Source organism: Paenochrobactrum glaciei (genome assembly GCF_039522165.1).
In the GTDB taxonomy this organism is placed as follows: Bacteria; Pseudomonadota; Alphaproteobacteria; order Rhizobiales; family Rhizobiaceae; genus Paenochrobactrum; species Paenochrobactrum glaciei.
Window position 1 is genome coordinate 626819 of sequence record NZ_BAAADE010000002.1, and the last position, 13828, is coordinate 640646.

A 13828-nucleotide genomic window follows, 5' to 3' on the forward strand; every position below is an offset into this window, starting at 1 on the left:
TGTTCATGCTTTAAGCGTTTTGCATTGGCATGACATTGATCGGAATCAAGCTCTTCAGAATGTGAGATATTTAAAAGCCGCTTTTCTTGGCTTGCTGCCAGAGTGCTTCCATTTCTTCCAGATCGGATTGCTCCGGTGATGAGCCGTTTTGTTTGAGGCTTTTCTCAATATAGTGAAAACGATTGAGAAATTTGTCATTGGCGCGCATCAGGGCAATTTCCGGATCGATATTTAAATGACGGCCAAGATTGACCATCGCAAATAGCAAATCACCATATTCTTCTTCGATATGGTTTTGATTGGCAGAAAGTTTTGCCTGTTTCAGTTCTGCGATTTCTTCTTCAATCTTTGCCAGTATAGGTTCCGGCTCGCTCCAATCAAAACCGACCTTGGCGGCTTTCAATTGCAGCTTCAAAGCGCGCAAAAGTGCAGGGAAGGCGCGCGGAATATCATCAAGATAGCCATTTTCTTCCAATGTCGGCAGACCGGCTTTAGCGCGGCGTGCCTCACGTTCGGCTTTTTCTTCCTGCTTGATGCGGCCCCATGCACCCTTGGCCATGCCGGCACTGCGTGCTTCCTCATCGCCAAACACATGCGGATGACGGCGGATCATTTTATGCGTGATAGCCTGTACTACATCGGCAAAGTTGAACGAGCCTTCTTCTTCGGCAATGCGTGCGTGGAACACCACTTGCAGCAGCAAATCGCCAAGCTCTTCACGCAAGTCATCTTTGTCCTGCCGCTCGATGGCATCCAGCACTTCATAGACTTCTTCAAGCGTATAAGGAGCAATGGTTTCGAAACTTTGTTCGACATCCCACGGGCAGCCGGTTTCAGGATCGCGTAAGGCTGCCATAATTTCAAGCAGCCGTTCAATTTTGCCGGAAGGTTGCAAAATAAACTCCAAATCTATCCGTTGCGATACTATTCGATTCTTAATATGTCTATCATGGTTGGGCACGGCTTTATGTGTTTTTTGACGTGTTCTTTTAATTTCATAAAAAAGAACAATATAACATAAAAGCCACTGTTTATAAGCGGCTGAAAAGGCCCCGGAAAGGCGAAAATCATGGCTGTTATGGTGACCGGTGGTGCCGGTTATATAGGATCACACACATGTGTCGAGCTGTTGGAAGCTGGCTATGATGTGGTGGTGGTTGATAATTTTGATAATAGTCATCCGGACGTGTTGCGCCGCGTGGAGGAAATCACCGGACGAACATTGTTTCGCGAAGCTGGTGATGTGCGTGACCGCACGTTCTTGGAACAGGTTTTAAAGCGCCATAAATGTGATGCAGTGATGCATTTTGCCGGACTGAAATCAGTTGCAGAATCGACTGAGAAACCATTGCATTATTATGATTGCAATGTGGTCGGCACTATCCGCTTACTTGAAGCAATGCGCTCAGTTGATGTGAAAAAGATAGTCTTTAGCTCATCGGCAACCGTTTATGGTGAACCGGAGCAATTGCCTTTTAATGAAGATCACCGGTTGGCGCCGGCAAATACCTATGGTCGTAGTAAACTCGTTGTTGAAGATATTTTGCGCGATATTCATCGCGGTAATAAAAACTGGCATATTGCAATTTTGCGTTATTTCAATCCGGTTGGTGCGCATGAAAGTGGTTTGATTGGTGAAGACCCGAAAGGTATACCTAACAATCTGATGCCACTGATTGCACAGGTTGCCAGTGGCAAACGTGAAAAACTGATGATTTGGGGAAGTGATTATCCGACCCGTGATGGTACGGGCGTGCGTGATTATATCCATGTTGAAGATGTGGCTAAAGGCCATGTGCGGGCACTGAAAAAGCTGGCTGAACCGCAATGTCTGACACTTAATCTGGGTTCAGGGCAGGGTTATAGTGTTTTTGAGGTGATCAGAGCTTTTGAAACGGTGACTGGTCAGATAATCCCTTATGAGATTGCGGAACGCAGAGCCGGTGATATTGCTGAATATTATGCAGATCCGACACAAGCCAACGAAATATTGAACTGGACAGCGCAAAAAACGCTTTCTGAAATGTGCCAGGACATGTGGAACTGGCAATCTAAAAACGTTGTATAATTATTGAGTTAATCTCAAAAAAAGCGCGACTATGCGGGTGCGGATCATCCGTTTAAAGGAAATTTTGATGACAATGAATAATGAAACCCCTGCGGCTTTTGATGAAGAAGCGCTGGAAGAAGCTTATGATCGCGCTTTAAGACTTGAAAAAGCAGGTGATTTTGAAGCGGCCAGTCTGGCCTATCAAGAAGTTCTCAAAATTGATCCGTCCGATCATGGTGGCGCAGCCGTGCGCCTTGCCAGTATGGGCAAGGGCGAAGTGCCTCCAAAGGCACCAGATGCTTATGTCGCAACATTGTTTGACCAGCATGCGGATATGTTTGACACGATTTTGGTCGATCAGCTTGGTTATGATGTGCCGTTGCAATTGCGCGAAGTGTTGCTGGGGCTGGATGAAGACTGCAATTTCACGCGAATGCTTGATTTGGGTTGCGGCACCGGTCTTTCCGCTGATGCGCTCGACGATATGGCTGATCATAAAACCGGCGTTGATTTGTCGGAAAACATGATCGAAATCGCTTATGAGAAAGGCGATTATGACGAGCTTTTTGTCAGTGAAGTCGTGCTGTTTTTGCAAAAGACGACCGCAGATAACTGGGATTTGATTGTTGCAACTGATGTACTGCCTTATATGGGGGCGTTGGAGGCTTTCTTTGCCGGCTTGAAAGCGCGCATCAATAAAGGTGGCATGATCGCTTTTTCATCTGAAACACAATCGCAGGACGTTTTTCAGGGGCGTGATTTCATGGTTGGCGCTTATCAGCGCTTTGCACATGCCGAGAGCTATCTGCGCAAGCTGATGGAGGTCAATGGCTTTGAGTGTCTGGCTTGCGAAAATATTACGGTGCGCCACGAACAAGGCCATCCAGTGCCAGGACAATTGATCGTCGCACGGGCGCTTTGACGGCACTTTGACGCTGTATGGTTGAACTTTGGGCTAATAATACGTATCTGGTCAAACAAGATAACAAGTTTGACCGGATAATGGCCGGATAATTTTAAAAGTTTGAGGCAAGTAATGACGAAGATTACTTATATCACTGCGGAAGGCACTCCCTATGAGGTGGAGAGCCCGAATGGCTCCAGCGTTATGGAAGCGGCAATTCGCAATGGTATTCCGGGGATTGATGCTGATTGCGGCGGTGCATGCGCCTGCGCTACCTGTCACGTTTATGTGGATGATGCATGGCTTGAGGTCGTTGGCGAACCTGACGCGATGGAAGAGGATATGCTGGATTTTGCCTATGATGTGCAGCCGAATTCCCGTCTGTCTTGCCAGATCAGAGTTCGTGATGAAATCAATGGTCTTGTTGTGCGGTTGCCTGAACGTCAGGGTTAAGTTATTTCATTGAATAAATAAAAAAGCCGGAGTGCGTTTAACACTCCGGCTTTTTTTATGTCTGTTATATCAATGCTTAAATGTCGAGCTTGTCGGCAAACTCGGCATTTTCCTGAATGAAGCGGAAGCGGGCTTCCGGCTTGGTGCCCATCAGATCATCAACTGTTGCTTTTGTTGCTTCTTCAATGCTGTGATCAATCTCAACGCGCAAGAGTGTGCGTTTGGCCGGATCCATCGTCGTTTCCTTCAACTGCTCAGCGCGCATTTCGCCCAAGCCTTTAAAGCGACCGATTTCAACTTTGCCACGGCTGCTGAAATGTGTCCGCAGCAACTCATCCTTATGGGCATCATCACGCGCATAAGCCGTTTTGCCGCCTTGGCTCAAACGGTAAAGCGGCGGAACAGCCAAATAGAGATGGCCGTTGCTGATGAGATCAGGCATTTCCTGATAGAAGAAGGTAATCAGTAGCGAAGCAATGTGTGCACCATCCACGTCAGCATCCGTCATGATGATGATGCGGTCATAGCGCAAATCTTCTTCGCGGTATTTGGAGCGTGTGCCACAACCAAGCGCTTGAATAATATCTGCAATCTGTTGGTTTGCAGTGAGCTTGTCACGTCCGGCGCTGGCGACGTTGAGAATTTTACCACGCAGTGGCAAAATTGCCTGATTGGTACGGTTACGTGCCTGTTTGGCTGAACCGCCCGCGGAATCACCCTCAACGATGAAGAGTTCGGCATTATCTGCCGAGTTTTGTGAACAGTCGGCAAGTTTACCCGGCAGACGCAGTTTGCGCACGGCCGTTTTGCGATTGACTTCTTTTTCCTGACGACGGCGCAGACGTTCTTCCGCGCGCTCAATCACCCAATCCAGCAGCTTGGAAGCTTCTTGCGGGGAGGCCGCCAGCCAATGGTCAAACGGATCACGAATGGCATTTTCAACAATGCGCTGTGCTTCAACCGTTGCAAGCTTGTCTTTCGTCTGACCGACAAATTCCGGCTCACGAATAAACACCGAAAGCATCGCAGCAGCTGAGGTCATTACGTCATCAGTGGTAATGACAGAAGCGCGCTTGTTGTTGGTCAGCTCTGCATAGGCTTTCAGGCCGCGTGTGAGCGCGATACGAAGCCCTGCTTCATGCGTGCCGCCATCGCCGGTCGGGATCGTATTACAATAGGAATGGACGAACGCATCGCCGCCATACCAGCTAACAGCCCATTCCATCGCACCGTGACGGCCTTGCGCCTCGGTTTTACCGGCAAAAATTTCGCGCGTGACCTGAAAGTCTTTGCCCAGAGTGGTGGCGAGATAGTCCTTCAATCCGCCCGGGAAATGGAAGACGGCCTTTTCAGGTGTATCCTGTTTCGGGTCGAGAAGTGACGGGTCACAGCTCCAGCGGATTTCAACGCCGCCAAACAAATAGGCTTTCGAGCGCGCCATGCGATAAATGCGCGTCGGGTCAAATTTGGCATTTTTGCCGAAAATATCCGGATCAGGATGGAAACGCAGACGTGTTCCACGGCGGTTATGCACTTCGCCGAGCTCTTCCAGCCCGCCTTGCGGAATACCGCGTGAGAAGCACTGGCGGTACAGACGGCGATTACGCGCGACTTCCACTTCCAGCACATCGGAAAGCGCATTCACAACCGACACACCAACGCCATGCAAACCGCCGGATGTTTCATAGGCCTTGCCATCAAACTTACCACCGGCATGCAGCTTGGTCATGATGACTTCAAGCGTGGATTTTCCCGGAACCTGCGGGTGATTGTCGATCGGAATACCACGACCATTATCGCTGACCGACAAGAAACCATCAGCATCAAGGCTGACTTCGATAAAATTGGCGTGTCCCGCAACGGCCTCGTCCATCGAGTTGTCGATGACTTCAGCAAAGAGATGGTGCATCGCCTTTTCGTCGGTGCCGCCGATATACATACCCGGGCGCAGACGTACCGGCTCCAAGCCTTCCAGAACACGGATGGCGGAGGCGTTATAATCACCATTATCAGCTGCAAGTGTTGCGCGCTTAAACGGCTCTTCCGGTGCGGGAGGGGGGGGGGCGGCGGAAACCGGCTTTGTTACTGTTGCGTCTTCAGCTGCAGGGGCAGGCGCCACAGCACTGACAGCCGGCGCAGCAGCGGTCAGCGCCTCGCTATCAGCTTTTGACGCTGTTTGCCTTTCACGGGCTTTACTCACAACACTTGAAAAAAGATCGTTGTTGTTGTCCATGTGCTTCGGTTCAGCCTATCTATTAAATATACCGCTTCAAGAGCTGCAAATTATTCGTCACTGTCTATTGTTTTGTAACATGAGCATTGATTTCAGCAATGCGTACTTTCGAATCACCCATATCATGCCATGCCAATTCATAAAAAGCGAATAAGGTTCGCTTTATGTTCTGTCGCATTCCCACCAAAACGTCAAGTTTTGCACGGACTTTTCACACACAAACCCTTTTGCGCTGATTGACAGCGGTCAAGGAATAAGAAAACGACTTTCAATGCGGGTGCATTAAAATGAAGAAATCCGGCATGTTTGAAATTACATGCCGGATTTTTGTTTATTTGATCAGATGCCTTAGAACCTTATGGCTTGGGCGCCTGATGCTGAGATGCAAACAGCTTGCCGCGTTCTGCAATCAGCATGCAGATGAAGCTGATAATGCCAAGAATGGTAAAGCCCAGTGCGATTGGTGTCGTGGTACCATCAAAGGATTGGCCGATGATGGCGCCCAACGTCGCGCCCACGGTTGTCTGGGTGAAGCCAAGCACCGACGATGCAGTTCCGGCAACAGCTCCCAACGGCTCCATCGCAAGCGCGTTGAAGTTCGAGGTGATCTGCCCGAACGAGAACATGATGACCATGTAAAGCGGCAAAAGCAGGAACAGCGGCACAGGCCCTTCAAAGCTCAATGACAACACGAACCACAACAAGCTGAAGCAGATAAAGACAAACAGCATTGTTTGTGAAATGCGGCGCATACCATAACGGCCGACAAAGCGTGAGTTGAGGAAGGAAGACAGCGCCATTGTGGCTGCGACAACCGCAAAAGCCAGCGGGAACAATTCACCCAGTTCATAAATGCCGACATAGATCTGCTGCGATGAGCCGATAAAGCCGAACAAAGTGCCTAGGATGAAGGATGTGCCGAGCATATAGAAAAAGGCCACACGGTTGGTCAGCACGAGGCTGAAGGACTGTGCAAGGCTTGTAATCGACAGTGAACGTCTTTTTTCTTCAGCCAGTGTTTCCGGCATGCGGAAATAAACCCACACCATTACTACCGCCGCTGAAACTGCCATAAAGACAAAAATCAGGTGCCATTCACCAAACAGCATGATGAACTGACCGGTTGCAGGTGCAATCACCGGCAGGATCATGAAGACCATCATAATCAGCGACATGACTTCGGCCATCTGACGGCCGCCGTAGAGGTCACGCACAATAGAAACGGCAATAACACGCGTACCTGCGGCACCAATGCCTTGTAAAACACGCAGCGCAATCAACATGGAAAAGCTGGTGGTGAAGGCGGACGCCAATGCGGTGACAATATAAATGCTTGTGCCGACAAAAAGTGGAATTCGTCTTCCGAAACGGTCACTCAATGGCCCGTAGAATAATTGCGAAACGCCTAAGCCCAGCAAATAAGCCGTAATGACGAATTGCCGATGGTTTTCAGATTCAACACCAAGGCTGGCACCAATTTCCTGTAGTCCCGGAAGCATGATGTCAATTGCCAGAGCGTTAATCGCCATAACCGCTGCAATCAGAGCAATAAATTCGCCACGACCGCGCATGCCGGTCGTTGGTTCGGAGTGACCCTGTTTTATATCAATTGGCAAAATACTCTCCTGTCTGCGGCATACATATGATCAACCCGAAATAGCACTTAAACCGTATTGTTTAAGTCTATCGTGCCCGTGAAATGCGGTTGGGTTGACCAGAAATTATCGTTTGACCCCCCGATCTTATGAATGACCAGTATAATCAAGCAATAATATTTTAAAAACATATTTCAATGATTGGTTGAATCAATTGAATAGTGAAATTAGGTCGTGAATAGCAACATCTGTATGAATGTGCATGTTCACGAGGTCGTGAAGATAAAGAAAACCTCAATATGACATTTAATAACACTGAGGCTGAAAAACAGCAAAGGTGCCGGAGACCGGCACCTTAAAACATTCATTGAAGAAGAATGATGGGAATCAGGCCGCTTTAATAGCGATGCCTTTTTCTTCAAAGAGCGCTTTCAGTTCACCGGACTGGAACATTTCACGGGTGATATCGCAACCGCCAATGAACTCACCTTTAACGTAAAGCTGAGGAATGGTTGGCCAGTTGGAATATTCTTTAATGCCGTTACGCATTTCGTCCGATGCCAACACGTTGATTCCTTTGTAATCAACGCCGATGTAATCCAGAATCTGTACAACCTGTCCGGAAAAACCGCACTGAGGGAAACCAGGCGTACCTTTCAGGAAAAGTACGACATCATTATTTTTTACTTCACTGTCAATAAGTTCGTTGATGCCGCTCATATTCTTCGTCCTTTTCTTTTTCCGCTCAATCAGCAGAAATTTCTGTCCGAATTGTCGGATGTGATCAAAAAATGATCAGGTCTGTTCGATGTTAAGCTGTAAAAACCACTTTTTTAAGTTCAATGCAACATTGTCTTAAACACTGCGGCAATTACAGCTCACATAGAAAGCTTCAGGCTTATACCTTTTCAGGCACACTTGTTTGCAAGGCGAGGGCGTGCAGTGCATTGCCCATATTGCCGCTTAAAGCTTCATAGACCATCTGATGTTGCTGTACGCGCGATTTACCACGGAAGCTTTCCGCAATAACTTCGGCGGCGTAATGATCACCATCTCCGGCAAGGTCACGGATCGTCACCTGTGCGTCAGGAATTCCGACGCGAATGAGTTTTTCGATCTCGTGAGCATCCATAGCCATGTTGTTCTCCGTCAATTCAAAGAATTAAACTGTAATTCGCATATTTGCTGATCAGATATGGGAATTAGGATTGATAATGACAATAAGCATGAGCCAAGGCAAGGCCTGCACCGGTTTATGGACGGGGCGGTTCTTTTGGTCGCGGCTGATGATTAATATCGGGGTGGGGAATTATAAAAAAAGCCACTCGTGAAGAGTGGCTTTTTAACGCTTTCAGGAACAAGATTACTTGATCTTGGTTTCCTTGAATTCAACGTGTTTTCTTACGACTGGGTCGTATTTAGTCTTTGTCATTTTTTCCGTCATCGTACGGCTGTTCTTCTTCGTTACGTAGAAGAAACCCGTATCTGCGGTTGACAAAAGCTTGATCTTGATCGTGTTAGCCTTAGCCATTTCGCTATACCTGCTCTTTTAAAATTGAAACCGCCAGCGATTCCGGCGACTTCACCCGGTAGCGGAAATTCGGCGCGACACTACGAAAAACCAGAGAAAAGTCAACCCCGCTTATTGAATCTCATCAAACGTATTGCAGCAATAATGGCATATCCGGCAAAAAAGATGCCCAGAACGAGCGGAAAACCGTTTACGCCCACCACATCCATGCCAATACCGACCAGCTGAGGGCCGGTTAGCATGCCGATTGCATAGCAAAAAACGAAGGCCGCATTGGCTGATGCAAGCTCACGTCCTTTGAGGGAAGAGCCCAGATGGGCAAGGCCGATCGTGTAAAGACCTGCGACAACACCGCCCCATAAGAAAAGGCAAATAGCCAGCAAATACCAGTTGCCGAGTAAAAATGGCATGCCAATCATTCCGCCAAGGCCGGTGACTGCGCAAAAGAGCAATAGCTTGCGTCTGTCCGAAATACGGTCACTGACGAGGCCAAGCGGAATTTGCATCATCACGTTGCCAAGGCCGATAATGGTCAGCAGCAGGGCTGTGTCGCCTTCCGGGTAGCCGATTTTAGCGCCAAAGACCGGAAAGAGTGCAAGGCCGCCGGTTTCCACCGCACCAAAGACAAAAACGGCCATTGTGGCGGTGGGGACAGTGAAGATGAAAGGCAGAAAAGGTACATGTTCGCCTTCTTCAAAATCAGGACTGTCACGCCATGCGATCAGCACGGGAATGATAGCGAGCATGATAATGCAGAAGCCAACGCCAAACGGCATCATACCGGCACTGCCAATTCTTGAGAAGAGCCATGGCCCCAACGCAAAGCCCATCGCGAAGGAGGTGGCATAAAGACCAAGCACAAAGCCGCGCTTCTCCGGCGGTGCGGAGGCGTTGATCCAATATTCGGACAAGACAAACAGGACGGTGAGCGCAAAGTGCAAAATGACACGCAGCACAAACCACATCCAGATATCCTGGAAGAAATGGAAGCCGATAAAGGCAGCGCCACCAATCAGCAGCATGATAAAAATGGTGCGCACCACACCAAGCTTTGAGGCAATGGGGGAGGCAAGCGGTGCTGCGGCAATAGAGGCTAGGCCTGCAAAAGCCGTATTGGCACCAATGACAGTGGAGGAATAGCCACGGCTTTCCAGAAGTACGCTTAATAGCGGAATTCCTAAGCCGATGGCAGCGCCAACAGCACTGATTGTTGCAATGGCAGCGCCCAGCGAGCGCCAGTTGAAGATTACTGCTTCATCAGAGGGTGGCAGATTTGTCATTAATCAGATTACTTCACGCAGATAGCGACCATAACGGGGGCTATATTGCACCACCGGAATGGAGGCAGGCAATGATGACCTGTTATCGTCTAACAGTACTTGGGCATGTTTTAAAATAGATTCGGTAATTTCGAGAATATCAAGTTCAAGCGCCTGATTGAATGTAATCCAGCTCAAATCTTCCAGTTCACCACTGGGTTTCAACTGCTGAATGTGCAAATCCGGCAATGTGTCGCGAAAAGCCATGAAAAAACGGGTGTCAAAACGGCGCACATGATGCGGCGGCGTAATAGCACGCGCAAAATAACGCAGTTTGGAAAGATGGGGCAGATCGCCGGATTTTAAAAATTCACCCCAATCGGGATGATTGTGATCCGACACATTGGAATCATCAATGCGTGCCGGAGTGGAAAGACGCAAGCCGGTTTCTTCAAAGGTTTCACGAATCGCACATAAGCCTAAAGCACGCGCACGCCGCACTGACGGGCGCGAGCCCATACTTGCCAGAAGTTTGTTTTGATCTGTTTCTAAAAGTTCGGATGCAGCCGCAATGGAGCCGTCTTGCAGGTCGGTACGGCCACCGGGAAACACATATTTACCGGGCATGAAGGCGAGTTTGGCGTTGCGCCGCCCCATTAAAACGCGAGGTTGTGACTGCGAGCGGTCGATCAATAACAAAGAAGCAGCGTCTTTAGGGCGTTTTCTTAGGCCGGGCTTATCCGACACAGGTTTTTGCGGAAATGATTCTGCATAGCGCGGATTGTGATGAGACGCCGACATGAAATAACTGCCCTTTTAAACCACCCGTAAGCCGGAAAGCCGATGCTGCTTTGCTGCTCTGAGCATTTATTGCAACGGTTTCAAACAGATTTTACGTGCTTTCAAGAAAACGGCCAGCTTGAATGACAATGATTAAGCCGGCCGTTTGTTATTTTTGACAAGAGGAGAGGCGTTTTACGCGTCGCCTTTTTCTTCACCGCCGAAGCCGTGCATATAATTTGCCCATTGTAACCCGATGATGGAACCTTTGATCGGTTGCAGCATTGCGAGAGACAATAAAATAGTCAGGGGTGACCAGATGGCCAGGTGCACCAGCAGCGGCCATGTGGTCGATGCTTCCATGATCATTGCACCAGCAATGACAATATGGCCGACGATCACAACAGTTAGGTAGGCTGGCAGATCGTCAGCGCGCTGGGCACGATAATCTTCGCCGCAAACTGCACATGCATCGACGGATTTCAAATATTTACGGAAAAGTTTGCCTTCACCGCAATGGGGGCAGCGGCAAAGCATTCCACGCCACATGGCTTGCCCGAGCGAACGGGCAGGGCGTTGTGTATGTTCATGGTCACCGCCGAAAACCTGCGGTGGTTCAACTGTTTTTACCTGTAACGCGCTCATCAGCGACCTCTTTTTCGGCTGCCTGGAAATGCGGCTGAGGGACCGGATTTTCCACGGCTCATGCGACCTGCCCGTTTTGACTTATGGAAAGATTTTGTCGTTGTAGGCAGCGGACGCGGTTCAGAAACCATTTCAAAACGAAGCGCACCGGCAACCGGCAGTGCTTCGATAAGCTTCACATCCACAATATCGCCGAGCCGGTACCCTTTACCGCTGCGCTCACCCGCTACAGAATGATTAGCCTCGTCATATAAATAGTATTCATAACCTAAAGTTGAAATGGGAATAAAGCCATCTGCACCATATGTCGCAAGTGCTACAAACAATCCGGCTTTTGTTACGCCTGAAACGCGCCCCTGAAATGTGTCACCAATCTGGCCTGCCAGATGGTGCGCAATCAGGCGATCCACCGTTTCACGTTCTGCCAGCATGGCGCGGCGTTCCATTTGCGAAATCTCGGCGGCAATTTCTGCTAAACTTGCTTCTTCATGCGGCGTAATTCCGCCAGCACCCAAATGCAGCGAGCCAATAAGAGCGCGATGGACGATCAGATCGGCATAACGGCGGATTGGTGAGGTGAAATGCGCATATTTGTGTAAATTCAAGCCAAAATGGCCGATATTTTCAGGGCTGTATTCCGCCTGACTTTGCGAGCGCAACACCACCTGATTAACCAGCTCTTCGTGATCGGTATCTTTGACCTGAGACAGGATGCCGTTAAACTGGGCGGGTCTGAGTTCAGCACCGCGTGCAAGGCTGATATTGAGGCTGCGCAAAAATTCACGCAAACCTTCCTGCTTCGCCATGGACGGAGAATCATGGATGCGGAAAATCAAAGGCTGTTTTTTCTGCTCCAAGGTTTCGGCAGCAGAGACATTCGCCTGAATCATGCATTCCTCGATGAGCTTATGCGCATCAAGACGCTCAGGGATAATCACCTTGTCAACTTTGCCCTCAGGGGTGAGGAGGATTTTCTTTTCCGGCAGGTCAAGTTCAAGCGGCTGGCGATTGTCGCGGCCGCGCTTCATGACAAAATAGGCTTCCCACAGAGGCTTCAGCACGCTTTCCATGATTGGTGCTGTAACATCATCAGGTGCGCCATCAATGGCAGCCTGTGCTTGCCCATAGGCAAGATGTGCAGCCGAGCGCATCATCACGCGGTGGAATGTATGGGACTTTTTGCGACCCTCAGCGGTGAAAATCATCCGTGCCGCAAGTGCCGGACGATCTTCGCCCTCACGCAAAGAGCAAAGATTATTGGAAATACGTTCCGGCAACATAGGCACAACACGGTCTGGAAAATAGACCGAGTTACCACGGCGCAGAGCTTCTCTGTCCATTGGTGAGCCGGATGTCACATAGGCTGCCACATCGGCAATGGCGACATAGACAATATAACCGCCAAGATTATTCGGGTCTTCATCGCGCTCAGCATAGACTGCATCATCATGATCCTTGGCATCTGCCGGATCAATGGTGACAAGCGGGATGTTGCGCCAGTCTTCGCGTTTGCCCAGTTCCAGCGGTTTGCATTTTTCAGCTTGCTCCAGCACTTCTTCAGGGAAGACATGCGGAATATCATGCGCATGGATGGCAATCATCGAAAGCGCTTTTTCGCTGTCGAGCGCACCAACCACCTGCGAGACCTTGCCACGCGATGGGCCGAAACGCTTGGAACGAGTGACTTCAACCTCAACCAGATCACCGGCTTTTGCTTCGCCGATCTGATCTTTATCAATAAGCACTTCCGGTTGTTTTCTATCAACCGGCTCAAGACGCCAATCACCTTTTTCTGTCTGGCGCAAAACGCCAAGCACAGAATTTTCATGACGTTCTAAGCGTTTAATCAAACGCGCTGTAAAGCGAGGGCCGGAATTATCCGAGTTGCGGAAGATTTTCGCCATGATCCGGTCGCCAATGCCAACCGCAGGGCCTTTATCTTCACGGCTACGGCGAATGAGAACAAGCGGTGCTTTATTCTCATCATCTGCTGGCCAATCAGCAGGACGCGCCATCAGACCGCCATCGCTGTCGCGGCCTGTGATGTCGAGCACAGCAATGGACGGCATGGAGCCCGGACGTGACAATTTCTTGGAGCGCTTCTCCAATTCACCTTCATCGGTGAGGTCACGCAGAATGTCTTTCAGATGGATACGCGCATTGCCTTTAAGATTAAAAGCTTTGGCAATGTCGCGTTTACCGGCGCGATCAGGATTTTCTTCAATGAATTTGAGAATATCTTCACGCGTCGGCAAATAAGCAAGGCTTGTATCTGCCCGACCAGACTCATTCGAGCCTGATTTGGCTTTCGAGGCACGCCGTTCTGTACGCATAGATTTGCCCTTTTCGGGACTGGTGTGGGAGCGACGTGCCAATTT

Annotated in this window: 13 protein-coding genes; 3 read left to right on the forward strand and 10 right to left on the reverse strand. The window is 49.4% G+C overall.

What is annotated here, in order from left to right; translation table 11 throughout:
* Positions 1–70 precede the first annotated feature (70 nt).
* Entirely contained in the window at positions 71–895 is an 825-nt protein-coding gene (gene mazG, locus ABDZ76_RS09325; RefSeq protein WP_343804778.1) for a nucleoside triphosphate pyrophosphohydrolase, read from the reverse strand.
* 174 nt (positions 896–1069) lie between these two features.
* Here mazG and galE point away from each other — a divergent pair, with 174 nt between their 5' ends.
* The 3 genes from galE to ABDZ76_RS09340 all read left to right on the forward strand — a co-directional run bounded on the left by galE (position 1070) and on the right by ABDZ76_RS09340 (position 3407).
* A complete protein-coding gene (gene galE / locus ABDZ76_RS09330) occupies positions 1070–2068 on the forward strand; it encodes a UDP-glucose 4-epimerase GalE (RefSeq protein WP_343804609.1) in 999 nt (332 codons plus the stop codon).
* Positions 2069–2141: 73 nt separating this feature from the next.
* Positions 2142–2972, forward strand: a complete 831-nt coding sequence (locus ABDZ76_RS09335; RefSeq protein WP_374844613.1) for a class I SAM-dependent DNA methyltransferase — start codon at positions 2142–2144, stop codon at positions 2970–2972.
* Between the two features lie 114 nt (positions 2973–3086).
* Positions 3087–3407 carry a 2Fe-2S iron-sulfur cluster-binding protein gene (locus tag ABDZ76_RS09340; protein ID WP_343804613.1) on the forward strand — a complete coding sequence of 107 codons (321 nt, stop codon included), beginning with the start codon at positions 3087–3089 and terminating at the stop codon, positions 3405–3407.
* Between the two features lie 76 nt (positions 3408–3483).
* Here ABDZ76_RS09340 and parE read toward each other — a convergent pair whose 3' ends face one another.
* The 9 genes from parE to rnr all read right to left on the reverse strand — a co-directional run bounded on the left by parE (position 3484) and on the right by rnr (position 13825).
* Positions 3484–5640, reverse strand: coding sequence for a DNA topoisomerase IV subunit B (parE, locus tag ABDZ76_RS09345; RefSeq protein WP_343804615.1), 2157 nt, complete (start codon positions 5638–5640; stop codon positions 3484–3486).
* 356 nt (positions 5641–5996) lie between these two features.
* Positions 5997–7256 carry a multidrug effflux MFS transporter gene (locus ABDZ76_RS09350; protein ID WP_374844605.1) on the reverse strand — a complete coding sequence of 420 codons (1260 nt, stop codon included), beginning with the start codon at positions 7254–7256 and terminating at the stop codon, positions 5997–5999.
* 366 nt (positions 7257–7622) lie between these two features.
* Positions 7623–7955, reverse strand: a complete 333-nt coding sequence (gene grxD / locus ABDZ76_RS09355) for a Grx4 family monothiol glutaredoxin (RefSeq protein WP_184223204.1) — start codon at positions 7953–7955, stop codon at positions 7623–7625.
* A 178-nt stretch (positions 7956–8133) separates the two neighbouring features.
* On the reverse strand, positions 8134–8373 hold the full coding sequence (locus tag ABDZ76_RS09360; protein ID WP_184223202.1) for a BolA/IbaG family iron-sulfur metabolism protein: 240 nt from the start codon (positions 8371–8373) through the stop codon (positions 8134–8136).
* Between the two features lie 225 nt (positions 8374–8598).
* Complete coding sequence (rpmG, locus tag ABDZ76_RS09365) at positions 8599–8766, reverse strand: 50S ribosomal protein L33 (RefSeq protein WP_184223200.1); 168 nt, start codon at positions 8764–8766, stop codon at positions 8599–8601.
* A 101-nt stretch (positions 8767–8867) separates the two neighbouring features.
* Entirely contained in the window at positions 8868–10046 is a 1179-nt protein-coding gene (locus ABDZ76_RS09370; RefSeq protein WP_343804621.1) for an MFS transporter, read from the reverse strand.
* 3 nt (positions 10047–10049) lie between these two features.
* Positions 10050–10826 (reverse strand): NUDIX hydrolase, encoded by a 777-nt coding sequence (locus ABDZ76_RS09375; protein WP_343804623.1) that lies wholly within the window; start codon positions 10824–10826, stop codon positions 10050–10052.
* Between the two features lie 174 nt (positions 10827–11000).
* A complete protein-coding gene (locus tag ABDZ76_RS09380) occupies positions 11001–11450 on the reverse strand; it encodes a DUF983 domain-containing protein (RefSeq protein ID WP_343804625.1) in 450 nt (149 codons plus the stop codon).
* Positions 11450–13825 carry a ribonuclease R gene (rnr, locus tag ABDZ76_RS09385; RefSeq protein ID WP_343804627.1) on the reverse strand — a complete coding sequence of 792 codons (2376 nt, stop codon included), beginning with the start codon at positions 13823–13825 and terminating at the stop codon, positions 11450–11452. The genes ABDZ76_RS09380 and rnr overlap by 1 nt, the downstream gene beginning before the upstream one ends.
* Between the last annotated feature and the right edge of the window lie 3 nt (positions 13826–13828).